The organism is Pseudomonas sp. SA233, assembly GCF_054792385.1.
The window spans coordinates 3,081,488-3,107,517 of sequence record NZ_CP096449.1 but is presented as its reverse complement, the minus strand read 5'-3'; the positions used below and the strand labels follow the sequence as shown (position 1 = coordinate 3,107,517).

General features: G+C 63.7%; 21 protein-coding genes. 11 read left to right on the top strand and 10 right to left on the bottom strand.

The genetic code is table 11. The features are described from left to right. Positions 1–67: 67 nt before the first annotated feature. Entirely contained in the window at positions 68–355 is a 288-nt protein-coding gene (locus M1D87_RS14485) for a hypothetical protein (RefSeq protein ID WP_013972780.1), read from the bottom strand. Between the two features lie 291 nt (positions 356–646). On the opposite strand from M1D87_RS14485, the gene M1D87_RS14480 reads away from it, so the two are divergent. Together M1D87_RS14480 and M1D87_RS14475 are read left to right on the top strand one after the other, a co-directional pair. Continuing rightward, positions 647–1,411: an RHS repeat-associated core domain-containing protein gene (locus M1D87_RS14480; protein ID WP_183596706.1), complete on the top strand. Its 765-nt coding sequence runs from the start codon at positions 647–649 to the stop codon at positions 1,409–1,411. 96 nt (positions 1,412–1,507) lie between these two features. Then, positions 1,508–2,491: an IS5-like element IS2000 family transposase gene (locus M1D87_RS14475; RefSeq protein WP_123085883.1), complete on the top strand. Its 984-nt coding sequence runs from the start codon at positions 1,508–1,510 to the stop codon at positions 2,489–2,491. A gap of 196 nt (positions 2,492–2,687) precedes the next feature. Here M1D87_RS14475 and alkB read toward each other — a convergent pair whose 3' ends face one another. The 5 genes from alkB to M1D87_RS14450 all read right to left on the bottom strand — a co-directional run bounded on the left by alkB (position 2,688) and on the right by M1D87_RS14450 (position 9,026). Then, positions 2,688–3,332 carry a DNA oxidative demethylase AlkB gene (gene alkB / locus M1D87_RS14470; RefSeq protein ID WP_123085311.1) on the bottom strand — a complete coding sequence of 215 codons (645 nt, stop codon included), beginning with the start codon at positions 3,330–3,332 and terminating at the stop codon, positions 2,688–2,690. Positions 3,333–3,482: 150 nt separating this feature from the next. Continuing rightward, positions 3,483–4,928, bottom strand: a complete 1,446-nt coding sequence (locus M1D87_RS14465; RefSeq protein WP_123085291.1) for a curlin — start codon at positions 4,926–4,928, stop codon at positions 3,483–3,485. A gap of 16 nt (positions 4,929–4,944) precedes the next feature. Further along, a complete protein-coding gene (locus tag M1D87_RS14460; protein WP_123085292.1) occupies positions 4,945–5,418 on the bottom strand; it encodes a curlin in 474 nt (157 codons plus the stop codon). Between the two features lie 15 nt (positions 5,419–5,433). Further along, positions 5,434–7,665, bottom strand: a complete 2,232-nt coding sequence (locus tag M1D87_RS14455; protein ID WP_123085293.1) for an Ig-like domain-containing protein — start codon at positions 7,663–7,665, stop codon at positions 5,434–5,436. A gap of 32 nt (positions 7,666–7,697) precedes the next feature. After that, the gene (locus tag M1D87_RS14450) at positions 7,698–9,026 is read right to left on the bottom strand and encodes a hypothetical protein (RefSeq protein ID WP_123085294.1); all 1,329 of its coding nucleotides are present in this window, start codon (positions 9,024–9,026) and stop codon (positions 7,698–7,700) included. Between the two features lie 443 nt (positions 9,027–9,469). Between M1D87_RS14450 and M1D87_RS14445 the strand changes: the two genes are divergently transcribed. From M1D87_RS14445 to M1D87_RS14410, 8 genes are all read left to right on the top strand, one after another. After that, positions 9,470–10,210: a gluconate 2-dehydrogenase subunit 3 family protein gene (locus M1D87_RS14445; RefSeq protein ID WP_123085295.1), complete on the top strand. Its 741-nt coding sequence runs from the start codon at positions 9,470–9,472 to the stop codon at positions 10,208–10,210. 3 nt (positions 10,211–10,213) lie between these two features. Then, complete coding sequence (locus M1D87_RS14440; RefSeq protein ID WP_123085296.1) at positions 10,214–11,998, top strand: GMC family oxidoreductase; 1,785 nt, start codon at positions 10,214–10,216, stop codon at positions 11,996–11,998. A 12-nt stretch (positions 11,999–12,010) separates the two neighbouring features. Further along, the gene (locus M1D87_RS14435; protein ID WP_123085297.1) at positions 12,011–13,255 is read left to right on the top strand and encodes a cytochrome c; all 1,245 of its coding nucleotides are present in this window, start codon (positions 12,011–12,013) and stop codon (positions 13,253–13,255) included. 272 nt (positions 13,256–13,527) lie between these two features. Next, the gene (gene ptxS / locus M1D87_RS14430) at positions 13,528–14,547 is read left to right on the top strand and encodes a transcriptional regulator PtxS (protein ID WP_123085298.1); all 1,020 of its coding nucleotides are present in this window, start codon (positions 13,528–13,530) and stop codon (positions 14,545–14,547) included. Positions 14,548–14,614: 67 nt separating this feature from the next. Continuing rightward, the gene (locus tag M1D87_RS14425; protein WP_013972768.1) at positions 14,615–15,403 is read left to right on the top strand and encodes a TIM barrel protein; all 789 of its coding nucleotides are present in this window, start codon (positions 14,615–14,617) and stop codon (positions 15,401–15,403) included. Next, positions 15,396–16,346, top strand: a complete 951-nt coding sequence (locus M1D87_RS14420) for a sugar kinase (protein WP_123085299.1) — start codon at positions 15,396–15,398, stop codon at positions 16,344–16,346. The genes M1D87_RS14425 and M1D87_RS14420 overlap by 8 nt, the downstream gene beginning before the upstream one ends. A gap of 58 nt (positions 16,347–16,404) precedes the next feature. After that, positions 16,405–17,697, top strand: a complete 1,293-nt coding sequence (locus M1D87_RS14415; protein WP_039613684.1) for an MFS transporter — start codon at positions 16,405–16,407, stop codon at positions 17,695–17,697. An 11-nt stretch (positions 17,698–17,708) separates the two neighbouring features. Then, positions 17,709–18,671 (top strand): 2-hydroxyacid dehydrogenase, encoded by a 963-nt coding sequence (locus M1D87_RS14410; protein WP_123085300.1) that lies wholly within the window; start codon positions 17,709–17,711, stop codon positions 18,669–18,671. Positions 18,672–18,778: 107 nt separating this feature from the next. On the opposite strand, the gene M1D87_RS14405 is transcribed toward M1D87_RS14410, so the two are convergent. Continuing rightward, entirely contained in the window at positions 18,779–20,083 is a 1,305-nt protein-coding gene (locus M1D87_RS14405) for an MFS transporter (RefSeq protein ID WP_123085301.1), read from the bottom strand. Between the two features lie 324 nt (positions 20,084–20,407). Between M1D87_RS14405 and M1D87_RS14400 the strand changes: the two genes are divergently transcribed. After that, the gene (locus tag M1D87_RS14400; protein WP_061304514.1) at positions 20,408–21,283 is read left to right on the top strand and encodes an AEC family transporter; all 876 of its coding nucleotides are present in this window, start codon (positions 20,408–20,410) and stop codon (positions 21,281–21,283) included. A 117-nt stretch (positions 21,284–21,400) separates the two neighbouring features. On the opposite strand, the gene M1D87_RS14395 is transcribed toward M1D87_RS14400, so the two are convergent. From M1D87_RS14395 to tssA, 3 genes are all read right to left on the bottom strand, one after another. Further along, complete coding sequence (locus M1D87_RS14395; protein ID WP_015270503.1) at positions 21,401–21,994, bottom strand: hypothetical protein; 594 nt, start codon at positions 21,992–21,994, stop codon at positions 21,401–21,403. Positions 21,995–22,206: 212 nt separating this feature from the next. After that, entirely contained in the window at positions 22,207–24,723 is a 2,517-nt protein-coding gene (uvrA, locus tag M1D87_RS14390; RefSeq protein ID WP_123085302.1) for an excinuclease ABC subunit UvrA, read from the bottom strand. A 155-nt stretch (positions 24,724–24,878) separates the two neighbouring features. Continuing rightward, positions 24,879–25,976 carry a type VI secretion system protein TssA gene (tssA, locus tag M1D87_RS14385; RefSeq protein ID WP_003260519.1) on the bottom strand — a complete coding sequence of 366 codons (1,098 nt, stop codon included), beginning with the start codon at positions 25,974–25,976 and terminating at the stop codon, positions 24,879–24,881. Positions 25,977–26,030: the final 54 nt, after the last annotated feature.

Sequence of the window (26,030 nt, the reverse complement as noted above, 5' to 3'; positions counted from 1 at the left end):
GGGCCCTTTTGCTATGGAGACGTGACGCGCCCGGTGGGTTCAGCCGGGTTGATCGCCGTTGATCGTCTTACAGCAGTTCCAGCAGCAGGTTCAGGCCGCCATCACCGCACTTGCCCTGGTCGCGGACCACTCCGTGGTAACTGCGCCCGTCCCAGACGAAGGCCACGCTGTGGGCGCGGTCGACCTTGTCGGGCAGGGGCGGGCAAATGTGCAGGCGCAGGCCTGGGCGGCCTTGCAGGTCGAGGGCGGCGAGTTGGCACTGGCACTCCACGCTTTGCGCCACCGGGCCGAACAGGGTGTCGCGTACATAATCGAGCTGTAGTGAGGCATTGGGCGCGCGGCAGGGCATTTTCATAGGCGCGCGGCTCCGCTTTGAGAGGGTGGGTAACAGGGCTGGTAGGGCATGGCGGGCTCCAGGCTGAACAGGGCATGGCATATCGTTTGAAGCTTGCCTGGCCAAGATGTTCAACCTGTTTCATGCGCGTTCATCCTGTTTTTCTTGTCAATCTGAACTGAGTAACGTGCAGCGGGCTGGCGAGCACTCGTCCCGCCACCCGAGGGGTTGCCTATCAGAAATGCCAGTTGTGAAACAAATGCATTCATGACTCTAATAGAACTTTCGAAATTTAGGTGTGTAGAGGATCTCATGTCTATTGCTTACAGCGTTTACGGTGTGGGGAGTAATAATGCTTGTGCTTCGCTGATACGCTTTAAAGGCGAATGGCAAGATTCCATAACGCGCTGCTATCTTTTGGGTAATGGCCTACGTGTGTTCTGCCCATTTATAATGAGGTTCATCTCTCCAGATCATTTGAGTCCGTTTTCGCAAGGAGGATTGAACTCATACGCCTTTTGTGAAAATGATCCAGTAAATTTTAATGATCCGAGCGGTTGTGCAAAGACAAAAATGCCCAGCCCGCTGACTCCTCCTGCAAAGGCTCGAATACGCAACCCGGCGTCTCGTAATCCATGGATTCCCGAGAAGCCCTACGCACTTAAGGAACTATCTGGGCACTCTATGGCAGTGGGTTCCGGAGATAGCGTTGCCGGGACTTCAAGAACACAGGCAGGAAATGCAGCTATCGCTCCAAGTCAGCCAGTACAAGATGTTCTGCCCAATGCTCCAGTTGGATCGACGTATTCACGGGGTGGGTGGCGCAGTTCGAAGGCGTCGGCCGATTTTCTGATTGCCGCGAATGCAGAGGTGACGGCGCCGACCGCAAGAAATATCACATATACAACCGAGCACCTTCGGCAGGCCATGTATTATGCGATAGAGAATAAAGAGGGTTTTAAAGGTTATGTTGATAAATATTTCCCTGGAGATAAGCGCGCCTGGAACTCGATAAGGGCGCAAATTAGCAGAATGGAAACAAGGGTCTTGACGCGTAGCGTCAGAGGAGGGGAGTAGATTTAGCTAGGGATTCTCCGATCAAGTCAGCACAGGCCATCTGACCTGTGCTGAAATAGCCCTCCGTCCAACTGCCTTCTACAAGTCCGCCATCCCATGAGTCAGATGAGCTTTTCCGATTTCGAGTACGCCGGCAAGCGCAAGCAAACCCGTCGCGAGCGTTTCCTGGCCGAGATGGAACAGGTGGTTCCGTGGAGTGGACTGGTGGCGTTGATCGAGCCTCACTACCCAAAGGCTGGCGGTGGCCGCAAGCCTTATCCTCTGGAAACCATGCTGCGCATTCACCTGCTGCAGAATTGGTTCTCTTTGAGCGATCCCGCCATGGAAGAGGCGCTGTACGAGATCACTTCGATGCGCCAGTTCGCTCGTCTGACGCTCAGCGCTCCGATCCCCGAAGACACGACGATCATGAACTTCCGGCACCTGCTGGAGAAGCATCAGTTGGCAGTCGGCATTCTGGAAACCATCAACAATTACCTGCAAGACAAGGGCCTGTCGTTGCGCCAGGGCACCATTGTCGACGCTACCATCATCCACGCGCCCAGTTCGACCAAGAACAAGGAAGGCAAGCGCGATCCTGAAATGCATCAAACGAAGAAGGGCAACCAGTACTATTTCGGCATGAAGGCCCACATCGGCGCGGATGCTGAATCGGGTCTGGTGCATCACGTTCATGGCACCGCCGCGAACGTAGCTGACGTGACGGAGGTCGCTCAGCTATTGCATGGCGAAGAGAATGTCGTGTGTGCGGATGCGGGTTACACAGGCGTGGAAAAGCGGCCAGAACACGAGGGACGGCAGGTGATATGGCAGGTCGCTGCCCGCCGCAGCACCTACAAACACTTGAACAAACGCAGCGTGCTCTACCAAGCCAAGCGCAAGATCGAAAAGGCCAAGGCGCAAGTGCGTGCGAAGGTGGAGCACCCGTTCCGGGTGATCAAACGCCAGTTCGGCTATGTAAAGACTCGTTTTCGCGGCTTGGCCAAGAACACGGCGCAACTGACCACGCTGTTTGCCCTGTCGAATCTGTGGATGGTGCGCCGGCAATTATTGCCTGCTGCGGGAGAGGTGCGCCCGTGAGTCCAGATAACCAAGGCTTTGCCTTGGTTATCCAATAATCAGCGACTGAAAAGCGGGCTTTTCGGCATCCCTAAACCGCACATTTCCGACTGATGAGCAACTTGTTCGGAGTTTCCCTAGGTAGGTGGTTCCAGATATACAGTCCATGAATTGGCCCGCTCAACTGCTTATCATGAAATCATCGTTCTGATTGGTCTCAACCGGCCTTGCGCAAGGTCAGGTTGATCCGCCGTTCACCGAGGCGCGGATGCACGCCAGGCTTGATCGTGAGCACGCCGTGAAAGCGCAGGCGGTCCTCGCCACCCCAGACCAGCACATCGCCGTGGCTCAGCGTGATGCGCTGGGTCTTGTCGGTGCGCTGCAGGCCACCGAACAGGAACACCGCCGGCAAGCCCAGCGACACCGACACGATCGGCTGGCCGAAGTCCTGCTCGTCGCGGTCCTGGTGCAGGCTCAGGCGGGTGCCTGGCAGGTAATGGTTGACCAGGCAGGCATCCGGCACGAAACCGTCGAACCCGGCCATGCTCGCAGCGCCGGCGGCCAGTTCGAGCAACACGGGGGGCAGGGCGGGCCAAGGTTTGCCGCTGAGCGGGTCGCAGGGGCTGTAGCGGTAGCCGTGTTCGTCACTGACCCAACCCAACGTGCCGCAGTTGGTCAGCCCTACCGCCATGCGCAGGCCGCCCGGGGTGTGCATGTGCCGGAACGGCGCGGCACGCAGCACCGGGCGCAGGGCATCGAGCAGGGCCTCGATCTCGGCCAGAGCGAAGCCGGGCAGCAGCACGGTGTGGCTGGCCAGGCGTTGCGGCTGGGTGCCGAACAGGTCGAGGTCGGACTGGATCATGGGGCAGGCATCGGTTGGGGTGTGGACCATTGTAATGCGCTTGGCAGGCTTGGCCTATTCGCGGGCATGCCCGCAAACAGGTCGGCAAGAAAAGAAAAAAGGAACCGCGGCACCAGGGAGAGGAGCACCGCGGTTCAAGGGGGGAGCGATCTACTGCTGGGTCACAGTGGCCACGTTCGCGCTGCCCAGCTGGCTGATGGTCGCGGTCTGGGTCTCACCGCTCTGGTCGACATACGCCTTGTTGCCCTGGCCTCCCTGGGTCACGTAGGCAATGTTGTAGCTGTCAACCTGCTTGATGTTGGCCTCGTTGCCGCTACCGTACAGCTGGTTGGTGTAGCTCTGGTTGCTGTAGCCGGACTGGTCCAGGTTGATGACGTTGCCGTTGCCCTGGCTGTTGCCGTAGGCATAGTTGTCGGTGCCACGCTGGTCGGCGATCAGGATGTTGTCGGTGCCGTTCTGTTCGAAGTACAGCTCGTTGTTCATGTCGGCCTGCTTGGTCTCCATTTGGTTGCCGGTGCCTTTCTGGGTCAGCGTGGCCAGCTGGTTGTCACCGTTCTGGGTCAGGTTGACGCCGTTGCCATTGCCATTCTGGTTGATGGTGGCAGTCTGGTTGGTACCGAACTGGCCGCCCATCTTGGCACCTTTCCAGTTGCTGGCGGTGACGCTGTTGCCAGTGCCCTTGGTGTTGATGGTCAGGTTGAGGTTTTCACCGTTCTGGTAGGTGAAATGCACGTTGTTGCTACCAGTCTGGGTGATGGTGGTGGTCGAGTTGCTGGTCTCGAACTGGTCCGACCAGCTGGCGTTGGCCGTGCCCTGTTGCGACAGGCTGACCTTGTTGTTCATGCCGAAGCTCTGGTCGATATAGCCTTCGTTCATCTGGCCGGACTGGGTCACTGATGCCTGGCTGGCGGTCTGGTTGTCCTGCCACACTTCCACCGAGTTGCCGCCACCGTACTGGCCAATGCCGATGGTGCCGCCGGTCCCGTCGCGCTGGTCGCCATACGCCCAGTTGCCCGTGCCGTCCTGGTAGACCTGGATATCACCATCGACGTGGCTCAGGTGCTCGGCGGCGGCGTAGTTTTCCTGGCCGGTCTGGTTGATGCTGCTGCGGTTGTTGCTGCCACCAAAGATCTGCTCGATGAAAGCTTCGTTGCGCTGGCCGGATTGCCAGGTGGTGGCCTTGCTGCCTTCCTGGCTTTCCTGCCATACGGTCGAGGCGTTTTGCGCGCCTTGCTGGGTTTGCAGCGACTGGTTGCCCAAGCCCAGTGACTGGCTGGCGAAGGCATCGTTGTAGCTGCCGCTTGCGTGCTGGGTGACCTGGCTGCCGTTCTCGAACAGCTGGTCGGCGTAGGCTGCGTTGTATTGGCCGTTGGCGCTCTGCTGGATATCGCTGGTGCTATCCGATTGCACCGCCAGGTGGTTGTTGCCCTTGCCGGTCTGGGTCTGGGTAGCCGAAGCGAATGGCGCCAGGGACTGGCTGACTTCAGCGATGTTTTCCTTGCCATCCTGGGTCTGGGACGAGGTGCTGTCAGCAGCCATGGCCTGACCTGCGAGGGCCAGGACGATAGCGGCACTTAACGGAGCGAGCTTATACATGGGGGTGCCTCCAGGTCTATCGGTATTGGGTTATCTGCACGTGCTGGCCATTGCCGGCCTGGGTCACGGAGCTGTTCAGGCCTGTGCCGGACTGCACGATGCTGGCGCTGTTGTCGTTGCCGATCTGCTCGATGGCCGCACTGTTGCTGCTGCCGGTCTGGCGGATCGACGCGCTGTTGCCATTCCCCTGTTGGCTGATGAGGGCCATCAGGTCACTGCCTTCCTGCAAGATGTACGCTTCCTGCGCGCCACCGGCCTGGACGATGCGGCCCAACAGGGCCTGGCCGTTCTGGTCGAGGGCGGCGCGGTTGCCCGCGCCTTGCTGCTCGATCACCGCAGCCTGGCCGGCGCTGGCCGGCAGCAGGCGGATGATCACCGGTTCGCCGAGGTCGATGCCGGGTGCGAGGTCGGCATTGTCCAGCAGGTCCTCGGCCCAGCAGGCCTGGCCCACCACAGCCAGGCCGAGCAGCAGGGAGTACAGGCGTCTCATTGCAACCTCCGGCCTTTACTGCACGGTTACGTTGACGGTGCGTGTGGTGCCCTGGCTGGTGGTGATCGTCGCCGTCGGTGCCGCAGTCGGGATGATCGTGGTGCTGTTGCTCACCGCCAGGCGCCAGCGGCCGGTCAGCGCCACCGTGGCGGTGCCAAGGGTCTGCACGCCGGTAGTGGTGGTTACCCGCACGGTGACGGTATTGCCGGTGGTGACCGACGAAGTACCGCTGAGGTCCCAGTTGTAACGGTTGTTGGAGCGTGCCGTGACCGTGGCGGTCGTGACCGTGAAGGTTTCGGCGGCGGGCCGTGGCGATACGTTGACGGTGACGGTGCCGGCGTTGGACAGGGCCCCCAGCGAGTCACGAGCCTGGTAGGTGAAGGTAGTGGTGAAGGCCGTGGTCACCGTGGCCGGTGGGGTGTAGGTCACCGTGGTGCCGTCGGTACTGACGGTGCCCCGGCCGGCAGCCGGCTGGGTGACGGCAGCAACGCTCAGCGGTACGTTGCCTTCCGGATCGGTGTCGTTGGCCAGCACGTTGATGGTCAAAGGCACGCCCAGGGTGGCGACCGTTTCCGGGTTGGCGGTCGGGGCCTGGTTGGGCGCCACGTTGATGGTGACCGTGGCCGGTTCCGACTTCAGGCCCTTGGCGTCCACCGCCCGGTAGCTGAAGGTGGCCACCACGGGTTGCGTGGCCCCGGCTGGCGGGGTGTAGGTGACCGAGGTGGTGCCGTTCATCACCACGCCGCCAAGACCGGTACCGGGTTGGGTAAGGTCGCTGATGGTCAGCGGTACGTTGCCATCCGGGTCGCTGTCGTTCTGCAGCAGGTTGAGGGTGATCGGGATGCCCACGCTGGTACTGCCGGTATCGGCCTGGGCCAGCGGCGGCTGGTTGGCCGCCTCGACCGGCGCGTTGCCGACCACGACTACCGGTTCGACATCGCTGCCGCCGCGTGCCGACTTCACCGTGATGGTGGCTGGTGGCTGCGGCACGTCGTTGACGGTCAGGCTCTGCAGCGTGCCCGCCTTGGACAGGCGACCGTAGCCTTGGGCGATCAGGTCCGGGACCGCCACTTCGTCACTGGAACTGGCCTCGATCAACAGGCGCTTGTTGGCCCAGTCGTAGCGTGCGGTGCCGACCTTGACCACGTCGGTGAGCTTGCTCGACAGCGCGGTTGGCTGGGTACCGCCGGCGCTGTCGCTGGCGGTGACCACCACCACAGCAGGCGGTGCTTCCTGGCCGAACTGCTGGTGGAAGAACAGCCCGTTGTTGTCGGCGGTGAGGGTGTACTGGCACGGCGAAGGCGGGGTGCCGACCAGGGCAATGCCATTGCGCATGCACAGGCTGGCTGCGCTGGGCGCCTTGGCGAACACTTCCGTACGGGTGCCGGTGGCATTGCGCGAATAGGTGGCGCGCTCCAGGCTGACCGGGGTCTGGGCCCGTTGGTCGAGTACCTTGCCTGAAACAGTGAAGGTGTTGGTCTGAATAGTGCCAGCGGGGCCTTGAATGCGCACGAAGTTGGTATTGAAGGGGCTGCCGGTCACCGCCTCGGTGATGTTGGGGTCGCCGATGTAGGTTTCGACGGTGCCGGTATCGGGGTTGACCTCGGTATAAGGCCCGCCAACACCCTTCAGCCAAGGGCCGATCGCCCCCGCCAGCGCTCCCCGGAAGTTGCCTGGTGCGCCAATGCCAATGTCCCGGGTGATGTTGATCGCCCGACGCCCCGCCGTGGTGACGTTGACCGTCTCCACCCCGTAGGGATGGGTGATGGTGTAGGTACCGGTACTTGGGACCGAAGCACGGATGCGGATCCGGGCGAAGCTTTGCTGGTCACCATCGACAGGGTTTTCGGCGGCGAAGGCAGCCTCCACCCCGGCTACATAAACCTCCAGTTCATAGCCGCTGTTGCCGACCTGCGGAATGGTGGTTTCCGCCAGGAACCAGAACATCTCGGGCGGCCAGTTGTCCGGGAACACCAGCGGCAGGGTATCGTCATAGATACCAGGCTCGGGCAACAAGGTACACATGTAGGCCGGTGCCCCCGGCGCGCCTGGCGCACGCGTACTGGTAGCACGGGACTGGCACAGCTCCAGGGACTGGTCGAGGCTGTCCTTGTACCACATCGGATAGCCACCGGTGGCGAAGGTGTAGGGCCCCGGGTCGACATCGGACAGCGCGGCAAACGCGGCGCTGGTAACGGTAAGGGAAAAACCGGCGGCCAACAGCGCACGGCGCGACCAAGTGTTCATGCTGCCTCCTTGAAGGCTGAGCCTTTGTCTGTTCATGGCACCAGCACCACGTCTTCGGTGTCGCTACCGCCGTTGGTACTGGTGACCTGCACCTTGGCCGGCGGGATCGGCGACAGGCTGGTGCTCAGCGTCTTCACGGCACCTGTGCCGCTCAGGTTGCCGATCAGCGTGCCATTGCCGGTGTGTGCGGTGAGCACTGGCGGCGTGGTTTCGTCGCTGGTGCTGGCCACCAAGGTCAGCTCGCCGGTGGACAGACGGAACTGGGCCTGGGTGATAACGACCAGGTCGGTCAGCGGTACATTGGTGGAGGTCAGGCTGCTGGCAGGGATCGCCACGCTGTTGTCGGCGGTCAGCGTCAGGATCGTCCCGGCGGCCGGGTCGAGCACCGACTGGGCGTACCAGGCACCGGTACCGTTGGCCTCGGTGAGGTTCAGGTTGGGTGTCTGGCTGGTCAGGGTGACGCTGGCCGGTGGCGGCGGGGCCATCACGAAGATGTCCTGCTGGGCGCGCAGGTCGCCGTTCTCGGTATGCCGCGAGTAGGTACTGCGTTGCGGCATCAGCGGGGTTGGCAGGGTCACTTCGGAAAGCTTGCCCGAAACCGCGAACAGCTCGGTGCGCAGGTCGATGCCGCCGGGGCCTTCGATGCGCACGTAGTTGGTATTGAAGGGGCTGCCGGTCACCCGTTCTTCCAGGTTCGGGTCGCCGATGAAGCGCTCGCTGCCTTCGGTGTAGGGGCCGTTGACACTGCGCAGGAACGGCCCGACATCGCCTTTCAGGGCGCCGGTGAAGTCGCCTGCGCCGGCAATGCCGATGTCGCGGGTCATGTTGATTGCCCGGCGCCCGGGCGCAGGTACGTCGAACACTTCGACGCCGTACGGGTGAGTGACCACGTAGGTGCCGGCGGTTGGCACGTCGACCCGGATACGCACCCGGGCGAAGCTGACCTGGTCGCCGTCGACCGGTTCTTCGGCGGCAAATGCCGCTTCGATCGCGGTGCCGTAGCTGAGGTCGATGCCGCGGGTGGCGTCGACGATGGCGGCGTCGGCGGTGAACCAGAACGCCTCGTCAGGGAAGTTGGTGGGGAAGACGATGGGTTGGGTATCGTCGAACACGCCGGGGGTGGGCAGCAGCGTGCACATGTACGAAGGTGCGCCGGGTGCGCCAGGCACACGCGAGCTGACCGCCTTTGTCAGGCACAGGTCGAGGGTACGACCGTGACTGTCCTGGTACCAGGCTGGGAAGCCACCGTTGGCGGGAACATAGGCGCCTGGATCGACAGCGTTCAAGGCAGCCTGCGCCGGGAGTTGGAGCATGCCGGCGAAAATGGCCAATGCCAGCGGGTGGGGTATCGGTCGGTGCATGAGACATTTCCTCCTGCAAACGGGCCCATGGACTTGGGGCGTCTGGCAGGAGATCGGCAATAGGCGTGCCAAGGCAGAAAAAATGTGCTGCAGCCCTTGCAGGGCAAGGGATCCATTTCTCTTGCGAGGGCGATTGCAGGGGGTGGGCCGTTGGGCACTGTGTCCCCAAGGTTGGGGACTGGGGCAGGTGGTACCGACCCAATCAATTGCGTGAACGCGGCCCAGTAGGTGCGGTCTTGCGGCAAATACCCCATGTAGCCAGCCAAGGCAGGTCCGCCGCAAAGCCCGCCAGCCCTTTGAAAGCAAGCCTGAAACCGGTTTCAAAACATTTCTGAACGCGCTAGATTATCCGGCTGTTTTCTTGATGACCCATCAAGACCACCCCCTATATTGAAAATCAGATGGCGCTTTTCAAGGCCGCACACAGCCGATGAGGATTCGCAATGCCTGAGCATGCCCCCGACAATCCGCGCAGGGACTTTCTGCGCAAGACCTTGACCTTGATCCCTGTGGTCACCGTGGCCAGCACGGGGCTTGGCGTGGGTGCCAGTCAGCTGCTTGCGGCCCCGCAACACGAGCCCAAAGTGCCGGCCACGCCGCCAGCAGGCAACTACCAGCCGACTTTCTTCACTGCCGAGGAGTGGGCCTTCGTGCAGGCTGCCGTCGCGCGCATTATCCCGGCCGACGAACTTGGCCCTGGCGCCCTTGAAGCCGGCGCTGCCGAATTCATCGACCGGCAGATGAACACCCCCTACGCAACTGGCGCGCAGTGGTACATGCAAGGCCCTTTCAAGGCCGACGCCGCGCCCGAACTGGGGTACCAGCTGCAACTCAGCCCGCAACAGATCTACCGCCTGGGCATCGCCGCCGTGGATGGCTGGTGCAAGGCCAATTCCGGGCAAGTTTTTGCTGCGCAAGATAGCGCTACCCGAGACCGCATTCTCAGCAAGGTCGAGGCTGGAGAGCTGGTTTTCGACGCCGTGCCAGCCAAGGTGTTCTTCAGCCTGCTGGTGCAGAACACCCGTGAAGGGTTCTTCTGCGACCCGATCCATGGCGGCAACAAAGGCATGGTCGGCTGGACCCAGATCGGCTTCCCCGGCGCCCGTGCCGATTTCATGGATTGGGTCGAGCGCAACGAGCCTTACCCGTTCCCCGCTGTTTCGATCCGTGGCGAGAGGGCCTGAGGCATGGCAACCGTGATGAAGAAAGTGGACGCGGTGATCGTGGGCTTCGGCTGGGCCGGCGCGATCATGGCCAAGGAACTGACCGAGGCGGGGCTGCAAGTGCTGGCCCTGGAGCGGGGGCCGATGCAGGACACCTACCCGGAAGGCAGCTACCCGCAGGTGATCGACGAGCTGACCTACAGCGTGCGCAAGAAGCTGTTCGTCGATGTGTCGAAAGAGACCGTCACCATCCGCCACGGCATGAACGACGTGGCGCTGCCCAATCGCCAGCTCGGTGCCTTTCTGCCGGGCAAAGGTGTAGGTGGCGCAGGCCTGCACTGGTCGGGCGTGCACTTCCGGGTAGACCCGATGGAGCTGCGCATGCGCAGCCACTACGAAGAACGCTACGGGCGCAAGTTCATCCCCGAAGACATGACTATCCAGGACTTCGGGGTCAGCTACGAAGAACTGGAACCGCACTTCGACTTCGCCGAGAAGGTGTTCGGTACCTCTGGCCAGGCCTGGACCGTCAACGGCCAGGTCGTTGGCGAAGGGAAGGGCGGCAACCCCTATGCGCCAGACCGTTCCAGCCCGTTCCCGCTGCCTTCGCAGAAAAACGTGGTGTCGGCCAGGCTGTTCGAAAAGGCGGCGGCCAGCCTGGGCTACAAGCCCTACAACCTGCCCTCGGCCAACACCTCCGGCTCGTACACCAACCCGTACGGGGCGCAGATGGGGCCATGCAACTTCTGCGGTTTCTGCAGCGGCTACGTGTGTTACATGTACTCCAAGGCCTCGCCCAACGTGAACATCCTGCCGGCGCTGCGTCAGGTGCCGAACTTCGAATTGCGGCCCAACGCTCATGTGCTGCGGGTGAACCTGGACGACAGCAAGCGCAAGGCCACCGGCGTCACCTACATCGACGCCCAGGGGCGGGAAGTGGAGCAGCCGGCGGACCTGGTGATCCTGGCGGCGTTCCAGTTCAACAACGTACGCCTGATGCTGCTGTCCGGCATCGGCAAACCGTACGACCCCATCAGGAACGAAGGCGTGGTCGGGCGTAACTTCGCCTACCAGAACATGAGCACGGTCAAGGCGTTCTTCGACAAGGACACCTACACCAACAACTTCATCGGCGCCGGTGGCAACGGCATCGCCATCGATGACTTCAACGCCGACAACTTCGACCATGGCCCGCACGGCTTCGTCGGTGGCTCGCCGATGTGGGTGAACCAGGCCGGCACACGGCCGATTGCCGGCGGCGCCACCCCGCCTGGCACACCGGCCTGGGGCAGCGCCTGGAAGAAGGCCACCGCCGATTACTACACCCACCAGGTGTCGATGGACGCGCATGGTGCCCACCAGTCCTACCGTGGCAACTACCTGGACCTCGACCCGACCTACCGCGACGCCTACGGCCAGCCGCTGCTGCGCATGACCTTCGACTGGCAGGAAAACGACATCAGGATGAACCAGTTCATGGTCGACAAGCTGAGCAAGATCGCCCAGGCGATGAACCCCAAGACCTTTGCCGTGCTGGGCAAGAAGGTCAAGGACCACTTCAACACCGCCAGCTACCAGACCACCCACCTGAACGGCGGCGTGATCATGGGCACCGACCCGAAGACCAGTGCCCTGAACCGCTACCTGCAAAGCTGGGACGTGCATAACGTGTTCGTTCCGGGGGCTTCGGCGTTCCCCCAAGGGCTGGGCTACAACCCGACCGGGCTGGTGGCTGCGCTGACCTACTGGTCGGCCCGCGCCATCCGCGAGCAGTACCTGAAAAGCCCTGGCCCGCTGGTTCAGGCTTGAGGAGCGATGCGCATGAAGACAATGTTGATCGCAACCCTGCTGGGTGCCAGCGTGGCTGCACAGGCTGCGCCGAATGACGATGCGCAGGTGCGCCAGGGCGAGTACCTGGCCCGCGCCGGCGACTGCGTCGCCTGCCATACCGCCAAGGGCGGCAAGCCGTTCGCCGGTGGGTTGCCGATGGAAACACCGATCGGCACGGTGTACTCCACCAACATCACCCCGGCGGCCAGTGGTATCGGCCAGTACAGCTTCGAAGACTTCGACCAGGCGGTGCGCAAGGGCATCGGCAAGGATGGCAGCACCCTGTATCCCGCCATGCCATACCCGTCCTATGCGCGCGTCAGCGAGCAGGACATGCAGGCGCTGTATGCCTACTTCATGAAGGGCGTGGAACCGGTCGAGCAGACGAACAAGGCCACCGATATCCCTTGGCCGCTGAGCATGCGCTGGCCGCTGGCGGTCTGGCGCGGGTTGTTCGCGCCAGAGGCCAAGCCCTGGCAGGCATCGGCGGCGGCCGACCCGGTGGTCAACCGCGGTGCCTACCTGGTCGAGGGCCTGGGGCACTGCGGTGCGTGCCATACGCCGCGGGCGCTGACCATGCAGGAAAAGGCACTGAGCCCACAGGAGGGCGAGCAGTTCCTGGCTGGCAGTGCACCGCTGGAAGGCTGGATTGCCAAGAACCTGCGTGGCGACCACAAGGACGGCCTGGGTAGCTGGAGCGAAGAGCAGCTGGTGCAGTTTCTCAAGACTGGCCGTAGCGACCGCAGCGCCGTGTTCGGTGGCATGAGCGACGTGGTCAAGCACAGCATGCAACACATGAGCGACGCCGACCTGACCGCTATCGCCCGCTACCTGAAGACGTTGCCGCCAGGCAACCCTGACGACCAGCCGCACGTGTACGACAAACAGGTGGCGGATGCGCTATGGAAGGGTGACGACAGCAAGCCCGGGGCGGCGGTGTACATCGACAATTGCGCGGCCTGCCACCGTACCGATGGCCAGGGCTATACCCGCGTGTTCCCGGCCCTGGCCGGTAACCCGGTGGTGCAGACGGCGGATGCCACATCGCTGATCCACGTGGTATTGGCGGGGGGCACGGTGCCAGCGACGCACGCGGCACCGTCGAACTTCACCATGCCGGCGTTCGGCTGGCGCCTCAGTGACCAGGAGGTTGCCGAGGTGGTGAACTTCATTCGCACCAGTTGGGGTAACCAGGGCAGTGCCGTCACTGCCAGTTACGTGAAATCCCTCCGTTAACTGCATTCCCCTGTCTGCACCCCCAATCCACTGTGGGAGCGGGTTTACCCGCGAATGCGTCTGCACATTCAAAATCGCATTCGCGGGTGAACCCGCTCCCACAGGGTTTTGCATTTACTTTTCTATATTTATCAGTTAGTTAAAGAGAATTCTTATTACATTTACTATGCATGGATATCGCACTCCCGACCAACGGCATGTTGACGAACGCGTGCTATTTTGCTGTATTGAAACCGGTTTCATCGCTATCACAACAATCATAAGGACAGCCCATGACCGACGCGCCTGCCCATGCCCGCGAACGGGTCACCATCAGCGAAGTAGCGCGTGTCGCTGGCGTTTCCAAGGCCACCGTCTCCCGTTACATCGGCGGTGACCGCCAGTTGCTCGCCGAAGCCACCGCCAAGCGCCTGGAAGAAGTCATCGAGCGCCTCGGTTACCGCCCCAACCAGATGGCCCGTGGCCTGAAGCGCGGCCAGACGCGCCTGATCGGCATGCTGGTGGCCGATATCCTCAACCCCTATTCAGTGGCCGTGATGCATGGCGTGGAAACAGCCTGCCGCCAGCATGGCTACAGCCTGGTGGTGTGCAACACCAACCGCGACGACGAGCAGGAGCGTCACCATCTGGTGGCCCTGCAGTCCTACAACGTCGAAGGGCTGATCGTGAACACGCTTGGCCATCACCCCGGCGAATTGCTCAACCTGCAGCGCGACATCCCCATGGTGCTGGTCGACCGCCAGTTGCCCGAACTGAATGTCGACCTGGTTGGCCTGGACAATGCCGACGCGGTCGAGCAGGCCCTCGACCACCTGCAAGCTCAAGGTTACCGCGACATCCTGGCGGTAACCGAACCCCTCGATGGCACCAGCTCGCGCCTGGAGCGAGTACAGGCGTTCGGATCCTCGGTCAGCCGTCGGCCCGGCATGCGCCAACAGGTGCTGGAGACCGGCACCGGGCTTGATGAGCAGCTGGCTGCGTTCCTCGCCGGCAACGGCCATGGCCCGCAGGCCATCTTCACCTTCAACGGTGTCGCCACCCTGGCCGTGACCCGGGCCCTGCACGAAGCAGGGCGCAATCTGTTCGTGGACGTCGGGCTGATCGCCCTCGACGACCTCGAGTGGTACCCCTTGGTCGGCAGCGGCATCACTGCACTGGCCCAGCCCACCGAGCGAATCGGCGTGGCGGCATTCGAGAGCCTGCTTGGCCGCCTGCGCGGCGACAGCGGGGCAGCCCGGCGCATCGACTTCAAGGCCGAGCTGATCATCCGAGGTTCAACCCAGCCACAGTAATCACAGGCAGGCACCTGCGTGCCTGCTGTCATCAAAAAATGAAACCGGTTTCATAAGGACAAGAACAATGCACTCGAACCCCGTTTCCATCAGCCTCTCCAGCTACGGTGCCGACTTTGTCCGGCAACGTGGCCAGGAGCAGTTCCTTGACCTGCTGGCTGCCGCCGGCGTTACCCGCGTGGAGCTGCGCGAAGAACTGTTCACTTGTGCGCCGGACACTGCAGCGCTGGCTGCAGCCATTGCCGCGCTACGCCTGGAGTGCCTGTATTCCACGCCCCTGGAACTGTGGACCGCACAAGGCGTGCCTGACCCGCAATTGGCGCAGAAGCTTGAAACTGCCCGTGCCCTTGGCGCGGTCGCGCTCAAGGTTTCCCTGGGCCACTACCATGCGGGCTGTGACGTCGCGGCCTTGGCGACGCTGTTGCCGGCGCATGGGCCATTGCTGCTGGTGGAGAACGACCAGACCGCGCATGGTGGACGGATCGAACCCCTGCAGCAGTTTTTCCAGCGCGCCGACGAGCTCGGGCTGACCCTGGGCATGACTTTCGACATCGGTAACTGGCAGTGGCAGGGCGAGCCTGCCCGACATGCCGCACGCCAGCTGGGCCGCTGGGTGCGCTATGTGCACTGCAAGGCCGTGCAGTGCCGGGCCGATGGGCGCCTGGTTGCCGTACCGCCAGAGGCATCGGACCTGCAGGAGTGGGCCGAGCTGATGGCCGAGTTCACCCCTGGCGTGGTACGCGCTGTCGAGTACCCGCTGGTGAGCGACGATCTGCTGGCGCTGACCCGTGCCCAGGTGCGCGACCTGGCGGCGCTGGGGCAGGGCGTATCGAGCGAGGAGCTGAGCCATGCATGAGCATGACGTGTTGTGTTTCGGCGAGACCATGGCCATGTTCGTCGCCGAGCAGGCCGGCGACCTGGCCAGTGTCGGCCAGTTCGGCAAGCGCATCGCCGGCGCCGACAGCAACGTGGCCATCGGCCTGGCGCGGCTGGGCTTCAAGGTCCGTTGGCTGAGCCGGGTGGGCGACGATTCGCTGGGCCGTTTCGTGCTCGACAGCCTGCGCCGCGAAGGGCTGGACTGCTCCGGCGTCGAGGTGGATGCCAGCTACCCCACCGGCTTCCAGCTCAAGGCCCGCTGCGATGACGGCAGCGACCCGGCGGTGGAGTACTTCCGCCGTGGCTCGGCGGCCAGCCGGCTGTCGCCGGCGCTGCTGCGCCCGGGTTCTCTGCAGGCCCGACACTTGCACGCCACCGGCATCCCGCCGGCGCTGTCGGACGGCTGCCGGGCGCTGTCACATGCGTTGATGGACGCCATGCGTGCCGCCGGGCGCAGCATCTCGTTCGACCCCAACCTGCGCCCCTCGCTGTGGCCTGACCAGAGCAGCATGGTGCGCGAAGTCAATGCCCTGGCGGCCAAGGCCGACTGGGTGCTGCCAGGCCTGGAAGAGGGCCGCCTGCTGACCGGGCAGCACACCCCGGCAGACATCGCCGCTTTCTACCTCGACCAAGGGGTGGAACTGGTGGTGATCAAGCTGGGCGACGCCGGTGCCTACTTCCGCAGCGCCAAGGGCGAAGGCCAGGTGGCGCCAGTGCCGGTCAGCCAGGTGGTAGACACCGTTGGCGCCGGCGATGCCTTTGCCGTCGGCGTGCTCAGTGCGCTGCTGGAGGGCCACCCGGTAGCCGAGGCAGTGGCGCGTGGCAACTGGTGCGGCAGCCGCGCCGTGCAGTCGCGTGGCGACATGGAAGGGCTGCCGCTGCGCCATGAGCTGCAAGCCCACGACCTGCGCAGAAGCGCCTGAACACTTGACCCCGAAACACCTGTTGCAACAAAAACAACAAGCTCAGGAGAAACGAACCATGCAAAGCCAAAGCCTGGCACCTCGCCGCTGGTGGTACATCATCCCGATCGTGTTCTTCACCTATAGCCTGGCGTACCTGGACCGCGCCAACTACGGGTTCGCCGCCGCCTCCGGCATGGCTGAAGACCTGCATATCACCCCCGCACTGTCTTCGCTGCTGGGGGCACTGTTCTTCCTTGGTTACTTCTTCTTCCAGGTGCCCGGTGCCATCTATGCCGAAAAGCGCAGTGTGAAGAAGCTGATCTTTGTCTGCCTGATACTCTGGGGCGGCCTTGCCACGCTCACCGGTGTGGTCAGCAACGTCTACATGCTGATCGCCATCCGCTTCCTGCTCGGGGTGGTGGAGGCGGCGGTGATGCCGGCCATGCTGGTGTACCTGTGCCACTGGTTCACCCGCGCCGAGCGTTCGCGCGCCAATACCTTCCTGATCCTCGGCAACCCGGTGACCATCCTGTGGATGTCGGTGGTGTCGGGCTACCTGGTCAAGCATTACGACTGGCGCTGGATGTTCATCATCGAAGGCTTGCCCGCCGTCATCTGGGCGTTCTTCTGGTGGCGCCTGGTGGATGACCGCCCGGCCCAGGTGAACTGGCTGAGCGCGCAGGAAAAGGCCGCCCTTGAGCAGGCGCTGGCTGCCGAGCAGCAAGGTATCAAGCCGGTGAAGAACTACCGCGAGGCGTTCCGCTCGCCGCAGGTGATCATCCTTTCGCTGCAGTACTTCTGCTGGAGCATCGGTGTGTATGGCTTCGTGCTGTGGTTGCCGTCGATCCTCAAGCAAGCGGCCAACCTCGATATCGTGCAGGCCGGCTGGCTGTCGTCGGTACCTTACCTGGCGGCGGTGCTGGGCATGGTCGGTGTGTCGTGGGCGTCCGACCGCCTGCAGAAGCGCAAGCGTTTCGTCTGGCCGCCACTGCTGATCGCCGCCGTCGCGTTCTATGGCTCCTACGCCCTGGGCAGCGAGCACTTCTGGCTGTCGTACGCGTTGCTGGTGGTCGCCGGCGCCTGCATGTACGCACCCTATGGCCCGTTCTTCGCGATCGTGCCCGAGATCCTGCCGGCCAACGTCGCTGGTGGTGCCATGGCACTGATCAACAGCATGGGCGCGCTGGGCTCGTTCGGTGGCTCGTGGCTGGTGGGCTACCTCAATGGCGTCACCGGCGGGCCTGGTGCCTCCTACCTGTTCATGTGCGGTGCGCTGCTGGCCGCAGTGGCGCTTACCGCCGCACTCAATACTTCCCAGACATCTGGCCGGGCCAAGCGCGGCAACTCGCGTCTGGCCATGAACCATTAGGAACCTGTGCAATGAAGAAGCGAATCGTCCTGTACAAACGCCTGTCCGACGACTTGATGGCACGCCTGCAAGAGCGCGTCGAGGTGACCTGGGTGGATACCTCCCAGCCCGATGGCCTGGCCCGTCTGCGCGATGCCTTGCCGGGGGCGCACGGGCTGCTGGGAGCCAGCCTGCGCCTGGACGCCAGCCTGCTCGACCTGGCGCCACAGCTTGAAGTGGTGTCCAGCGTTTCGGTCGGTGTCGACAACTACGACATCGCCGAACTCAGCCGGCGTGGCGTGATGTTGACCAACACGCCCGACGTGCTGACCGAAACCACCGCCGACACGGGCTTCGCCTTGATCCTGGCCACCGCCAGGCGGGTGGTGGAGCTGGCGAACTGGGTGCGAGACGGGAACTGGCAGGCCAACCTCGGCCCGGCGCATTTCGGCAGTGATGTGCACGGTAAGACGCTGGGCATCGTCGGCATGGGCCGCATCGGCGAGGCCCTGGCCCGGCGCGCCGCGGCCGGCTTTGGCATGCGTGTGCTGTATCACAGTCAGCGTGCCAAGCCAGAGGTGGAGGCGCGCCATGCTGCGCGTCAATGCAGCCTGGACGAGCTGTTGCAGCAGGCGGATTTCGTTTGCCTGACCGTACCGCTGAGTGCCAGCACCGAAGGTCTGATCGGCGTGCGGGAGCTGGCGCTGATGAAGCCCCAGGCAATCCTGGTGAACATTTCCCGCGGGCGCGTGGTGGATGAGCAAGCGCTTATCGAAGCGTTGCGTGCCCGGCGCATACGCGGCGCCGGCCTGGATGTGTTCGTGCAGGAGCCGTTGCCGGCGCAGTCGCCGTTGTTGCAGCTGGACAACGTGGTGGCGACCCCGCATATCGGCTCGGCGACCGAGGAAACCCGCCAGGCCATGGCGCGCTGTGCGGTGGACAACCTGCTCAGTGCCCTGGCTGGTGAGCGCCCGGCCAACCTGGTGAATGGCTAAGTTCGCGGGCGCGCCCGCTCCCACAGGTATGGCGCATTCCTTCAGCTGGTGGGGTCCCTGTGGGAGCGGCCTTGTGTCGCGAAAGGGCTGCAGGGCAGCCCCCGGAGTCAATGCGATTCTGAACGCTGCACCTGCGCTGGCGCAGCACTCTCCACCGGCTCCAGCGGTGGGTGCTCCTGCGCCGCGTGCATCAGGTCTTCGGTCACCCGCAGCTCGGCACCGGTCGGCGAGAAGGTGGTCGAAGCTGTGAACGGAGCCGGGTGTTCTGCCGCCGGGCGCTTGCCTCGGCGCCACATGAAGAAGCACACCATGGCCAGGTTGACCACGGCAAAGGCCCAGAACAACCCGGCCTCGCCAAACTCGGTCATCATCGGCGAAATCGCCACCGGCGCCATGGCCGAACCCAGCGAGTTGATCAGCAGCAGGCCCTGGATCATCGGCACCAGTGCATCCGATGGCGCGCGGTCGGCCGCATGGCTGACCGCCACCGGGTAAAGGGTGAACACGCCACCGCCCAGCAGGAACAGCATGGCCGGGAGTAGGATCGAGTCAGACGGCAGGAACACCGTGACCAGCGACAGCAGCACGCACAGCCCGGCCAGGGCGATCAGCACATCCTGGCGGTCCTTGCGGTCAGACCAGCGCCCGACCGGGTATTGCAGCAGCATGGCACCCAGAATTACCCAGGCCATCATGTTGCCGACCTCGCCCACATCCAGGCCGATGCGCTGCAGGTACAGCGGCAGCAGGGCATAGATGCCAGCAATGGCCACACCCGAACCGAAGCAGCCGACCAGGCCCGACGGCGCAACGCCCAGCAACTGGCGCGGCTTGAGCGGTTCGACCTGGTCCAGCAGTGGCGACACCCGCGGCAGGATCACGATGGGCAGTACCGACAGGGCGGCGAGCACGCCGGCCAGCATGAACGGTGCGGTGTCACCCATCTGGGTGATTTCGCCAAGGCCGGCCTGGGCGATGACCCCGGCGCCGTAGAAGGCGATCATGTACAGCGCCAGCAAGCGGCCGCGGATCTTGGCGTCACCGGCCAGCAGCAGCCAGCTTTCGATCACCAGGAACACGCCCACTGCCGCCCAGCCGTTGATCAGGCGCAGCACCGACCACCAGGTGACGTCGTAGAACAGGCCTTGCAGCAGGATGGTCACGGCGATCAGCGAGGCGAAGCTGGTATAGGCGCGGATATGGCCGATGCGCAGGATCAGCCGGTCGTTGAAGATGGCACCCAGGGTCAGGCCGATGAAGTAGGTCGAGGAGACCACACCGATGGTGGTGGCTGATTCGCCGGCAGCGCCCAGGCGCAGGGTGGTAAGGGAAGACATGAAGCCGTTGCCCAGGGCAATGATGAACAGCCCGAGCAGGGGCGCCAGCGCCATGGCCAGCAAACGCGGAGACATAGGTACCTCTAGTTGGATGAGCGGAATGAGCGCCTTTTCGGACGCGCACACCGGCTCGACCCGAACGGGGCCGAGTGGCTGCACGGATGTGCCTGGGCTGGATGCGACGTTGCCGGTTGCCACCGTTCAAGGCGACGGGCGAAAAGGAAGCGCGATTCTACGGGCTTGCGCGGTTTTGCCCAAGGGGCTTGGGTGTGCGACGAGACGCCGCAGTCTGTGGGCGACACGAATGCGTCTTGGGCGGACATCCCGGGGCCGCAAAGCAGCCCCGGCAATCCCGAAGACTGCGGCATAATGCGGGACCCACCCCCAAGGAAGGCCCCCATGTTCGCTTCGCTGTTCGCCGTCCTGGCCCCGGTTTTCATCGTCGCCGGCATCGGCTATGCCTGGGCCCGCAAGGGCCTGGACTACCCCACCGAATTCATCGCCCGGGTGGTGATGACCGTCGGCACCCCGTCGCTGGTGCTGTCCACGCTCAGCCGCACCGAGCTGGACCCGAACGCTTTCACCAGCATGGCCATGGCCTGCCTGCTGTGCACCTTGGGCATGGCCCTGGCCGGCTTGCTGGTGTGCCGCGCTTCGGGCATGCACTGGCGTGTGCTGTTGCCGGCGTTCATGTTCCCCAACACCGGCAACATGGGCCTGCCAATCAGCCTTTATGCCTTTGGCGAACACGGGCTGGCCCTGGCCGTGGCGTTCTTCCTGACACTGTCGATCGTCCAGTTCACCCTCGGCATGGCCATTTCCGGTACTGCGGCTTCGTTCAAGGCACTGCTGCGCAACCCTATCGTGATCAGCCTGGCCGGTGCCATGCCGATCATCTTTCTCGATTTCAAGTTGCCGCGCTGGCTGGCCAATACCGCAGACCTGCTGGGCGGCATGACCATCCCGCTGATGTTGCTGACACTGGGCGTGTCGCTGGCCAGCATTCGCCTGCGCCATGTGGGCAGCGGCATGCTGCTGGGCGGCTTGCGCATTGGCCTGGGGGCTGCCGTGGGCTGGGCGGTAGGTGCGGCGCTGGGCATGGGCAACCTGGAGCGTGCGGTGCTGGTGGTGCAGTCGGCGATGCCGGTGGCGGTGTTCAATTACCTGATGGCGGTGCGCGCCAACCGCGAGCCGGAGCAGGTGGCGAACCTGGTGATGTGTTCCACGGTGTTGTCGTTTGCCTGGTTGCCGGTGGTGCTGGCCTGGTGGATGTAAGTCTGTACCGGCCCTTTCGCGGGTAAACCCGCTCCCACAGGTACTGCGCAGGTCTCAAGGCCTGTGATGGACCTGTGGGAGCGGGTTTACCCGCGAAGAGGCCGGCACGGCAAACGGCTATTTCTCCTGCAACCGCCACCCCTGGCTGGTCAGCACCATCGCCCGGGTTTCCTTGAGCGGTGCGTCATTGCTGGCCACCGCCTTGCCCAGTTCGGCAATGCTGGCCTTGACCCCGTCATCCCCGGCCCAAGCCGGTAACCCGGTGATCTTGTAGGCATAGGTCACATTCGACATCTTCTGCCCGGTCACCTCGCTCGGCTCACTGAACTGCTCGATCGCGGTGACCTGAGCCTTGCCGAAGCACAGCCCGTTATCTGCCTTGTAATACTTGCGGCCTTCGTCGGTGAGGTCATAGGCGTAATAGATGTCCGTGCGTGCCGCTTGCCACAGGCGGGCGGGCACCTCGGTGCGCGAGATCTCCTTTTCGCTGACCACACCTACCTGGGCCAGGGCATGCAACGCCTTGTTGGTGCCATGGAGGTCGAAGTCCTGGGTCTTGGTCGGGAATGAACTGATGACGAAGCAGTGTGGGTACTGGGTATCGAGGTAGGCCTGGGCGGCCTTCTGGAAACTGGCCTCGCTGGTTTCCTCGCTGTTCGAGCAACCGGCCAGGGTTGCCAACAGCGCCAGCGGCACGATCTTCCTGTACATGGTGACACTTCCTTGGGTGACAAAGGCAAACGGGTCGTGCGCGATTAGAACCTACGGGCTAGAGCGGCGCAATCATGGCAAGACGGCATCTCTGCATGTGCTTCGCTGGCCTCTTCGCGGGTAAACCCGCACCCACAGGGTCACCACAGATCTTGCAAGCTGTGTAAGTACCTGTAGGAGCGGGTTTACCCGCGAAGAGGCCGGTGCAGGCGCTACAAGGTCTTGGCCAGAAACGCCGCAGTGCGGCTTTCAGCACACCCGGCCACCACCTGTGGCGTGCCGCTGACCACCACCTGGCCCCCGGCATCCCCGGCCCCAGGCCCGATGTCGATCACCCAGTCGCTCTGCGCGACCACCCGCATGTCATGCTCGACCACCACCACGCTGTGCCCGCCATCGACCAGGCGGTTGAGCTGCACCAGCAGCCGGTCGATGTCTTGCGGATGCAAGCCGTTGGTAGGTTCGTCCAGTACATACAGCGTCGCCCCGCGGGCCATGCGCTGCAGCTCGGTGGCCAGCTTGATGCGCTGCGCCTCGCCGCCGGACAGTTCGGTGGCCGGCTGCCCCAGGCGCAAATAGCCCAGGCCGATGTCCTGCAGCACCTGCAGGCAGCGGCGCGCCGCTGGCTGCTCGGCGAACACTTGCAGGGCCTGGTCGACGGTCAATTGCAGCACCTGCGCGATGTTCATGCCTTGCCAGCTCACCGCCAGGGTTTCCGGGTTGTAGCGAGCGCCATGGCAGGTCGGGCAGGGCGCGTAGACGCTGGGCATGAACAGCAACTCGACACTGACGAAGCCTTCGCCCTCGCAGTTCTCGCAGCGCCCCTTGGCAACGTTGAAGGAGAAACGCCCGGCGTCGAAGCCTTGTGCCTTGGCCTGTTCGGTGGCAGCGAACAGCTTGCGTACATGGTCGAACAGGCCGGTGTAGGTGGCCAGGTTGGAACGAGGCGTGCGGCCGATCGGTTTCTGGTCGACCTGCACCAGGCGCTTGATGCTGCCAAGGCCGGCGCTGACAAACCCGCCGCTGGCCTGTTCGGGTTCATCTTCCAGGCTCTGCTCCTCAGGCTCGCTGCGCAGGTCGGCATGGCCCAGGTGCGCCCCCACCAGCTCGAGCAGAGCCTGGCTGACCAGGCTCGACTTGCCCGAGCCGGAAATACCGGTGACGGCGGTAAAGCAACCCAGCGGGAATGCGGCACTGAGGTCGTGCAGATTGTTGCGGCTGATGCCTTCGAGCTTCAGCCAGTCGCGGGCCTGGCGTGGTGTGCGCGTGGCCTGGGCCAATGTACTGAACAGGTAGGCCCGGGTGCATGACTGCTCTACCCGGGCCAGGCCGGCGGGCGGCCCGCTGTAGAGAATGGTGCCGCCATGCTCGCCAGCGGCAGGCCCTACATCCACCAGCCAGTCGGCGCGACGCATGGTATCCAGGTCGTGCTCCACCACATACACCGAATTGCCAGCCTGCTTCAGGCGCTGCAGCGCTTCGAACAGGGCTTCGCTGTCGGCCGGGTGCAAGCCGGCCGACGGCTCGTCCAGCACGTAGATCACGCCGAACAATTGCGAGTTCAGCTGGGTGGCCAGGCGCAGGCGTTGCAGCTCCCCAGAGGACAGGGTAGGGGTGCTGCGCTCCAGGGCCAGGTAGCCCAGGCCCAGGTCGAGCAGGGGGCCGATGCGTTCGAGCAGTTCGTTGGCGATGCGTTGCGCGGCGAGGCGTTTTTCCAGGGTCAGGTTGCCGTCGTGCTGCTCCAGATAGCCTGGCGCAGCAACCTGACGGAACACCTCGGCCAGCGCCTGCAACGACAACCGCGACAGCTCGCCTATGTCGCAACCGGCGAAGGTTACGTCCAGCGCCTCACGCTTGAGGCGCTTGCCCTGGCACTGCGGGCATGGGCTGGGGCGCATGTACTGCGACACACGCTTGCGCATCTGCGCGCTCTGCGAGTGCATGAAGGTGTGCAGCACGTAGCGCCGGGCACCGCTGAAGGTGCCCTGGTAACTCGGCTCGAGCTTGCGCTTGAGCGCAGCGCGGGTCTGCGCCGGGGTCAGGCCGGCATACACCGGCACCGTGGGTGTTTCTTCGGTGTAGAGAATCCAGTCGCGTTGCTGCTGGGGCAGGTCGCGCCAAGGGGTATCGACGTCATAGCCCAGGGTCACCAGAATGTCCCGCAGGTTCTGCCCCTGCCAGGCCATCGGCCAGGCCGCTACGGCCCGCTCGCGGATGGTCAGCGACGGGTCGGGGACCATGGTCGCCTCACTCACTTCATAGACCCGCCCCAGCCCATGGCACTCCGGGCAGGCACCTTGCGGGGTGTTGGGCGAGAAGTCCTCGGCATGCAACATCGGTTGCCCGGCCGGGTAGCTGCCGGCGCGGGAGTAGAGCATGCGGATCGAACTGGACAGTGTAGTCACGCTGCCCACCGAGGAACGTGCACTCGGCGTGCCGCGTTGCTGCTGCAGGGCCACGGCCGGCGGCAGGCCTTCGATGGCGTCGACGTCCGGCACGCCGACCTGATCGATCAGGCGCCGGGCATAGGGCGCCACCGATTCGAAGTAGCGGCGCTGGGCTTCGGCGTAGAGGGTGGAGAAGGCCAGCGAGGACTTGCCCGAGCCGGACACCCCCGTGAATACCACCAGCGCGTCGCGAGGGATATCCACATCGATGTTCTTCAGGTTGTGCTCGCGGGCGCCACGAACGCGAATGAAGCCGGTGGGGGCGGGTGAACGTGGCGGCATCTGAGCGGTCCTTGGCGGTTGAGAGCACTCACGTTAGCAGTATTTGTGGTGCCTGTACCGGCCTCTTCGCGGGTAAACCCGCTCCCAAAGGGACCGCGTACAACCTGGGTGGGAGCGGGTTTACCCGCGAAGAGGCCGGTGTAGCCGATACAGCATCAGGATCTTGGCTCGCGGGTGCCCAGCACGTCGCGAATGTTGTCCACCACGTTGCTGTCCTTGATCACATCGCTCAGCCAGCCCTCCAGCGGCATGTTGCCCCACTTGATGGCGCGTTCGATCAGGTAAGGCACCGGGCTCTGCGGTTCGCTCTGCTTGAAGAACTGGGCGATACCCGCAAGCATGGTGAAGGCTTCGTCGCGGGTCAGTGGCGTCGTGCGCATCGGCGCAGGCGTGGTGGCCTGGACGGGTGTGTTCATAGGTTCACCTGCTTCGCTGGTGGGGGCAACAGTGGCTTCGGGCTCTGCCGCTGCCACAGTGGCGGGGTGCAGTTCGACGCCGCGGTCCTTGAGCAGTTTTTCAGCCAGCTGGCTGGCGCGCGACAGCATGTCGGCAAGGCTGGCAAAGCTGGGCGCCTCATGGCCGAACAGGCGGTCGGCACTGGCTTGCAGGGCTTTGCAGGCCTCCAGGCTGGCGGCGATCTGCAGGGCCTTGGTGCGCAGGTGTTCGGTGTCGCTGAGCGCCACCGAGCGCTGGAAGATTTCGGCGTTGATCTTGCCTTCGTTCAGCGCGGTCTGCATTGCCTTGGGGTTCTGCAAGGCAAGGTTTTCTACGTAGCGTGATTCGTCATAGCGCAACACGCCAAAATTCTGCCCTTGGGTAATGGGCAAGCCACCGGCAATGTCGGTGAGCGTGGTCTTCAGCCAGGACAGCCGCGCAGCGCGTTCGTCCAGGCCATCTTCGAGTGTTGGGTACAGCGTGTCCCAGAATGCTTCCAGTACCTGTTCGGTCAGCCGAAGGCCAAAGGTGATGCCTTCGAAATGTTCACGCTGGGCCAACCCTTCGCTGAGCCAGGCTACCAGCATCAGGTCCTTGCTTTGCTGCGCCAGCCCTTGGGCCGACAGGTTGACCACCTGCTCCCAGTCGGCGGTCTTCAGGTCGGTTTGCCAGTCGCCCTGGGTCAGGTAGTCAGGGTCTGCCCGGCGCGCCTCCTTGATCTGGTCGAACAAGGCAGAGAAGCTCAAGTCTTCGCCACTGCCACCCTCGATGGGTGCGGTCAGCGTTGCCAGCGAAAGGTCATTGAGGATTTCAGGCATAAAACACTCTGGTCATGGCAGATGAACAGCGTGCCAGGTCACCTGGCACGCTGT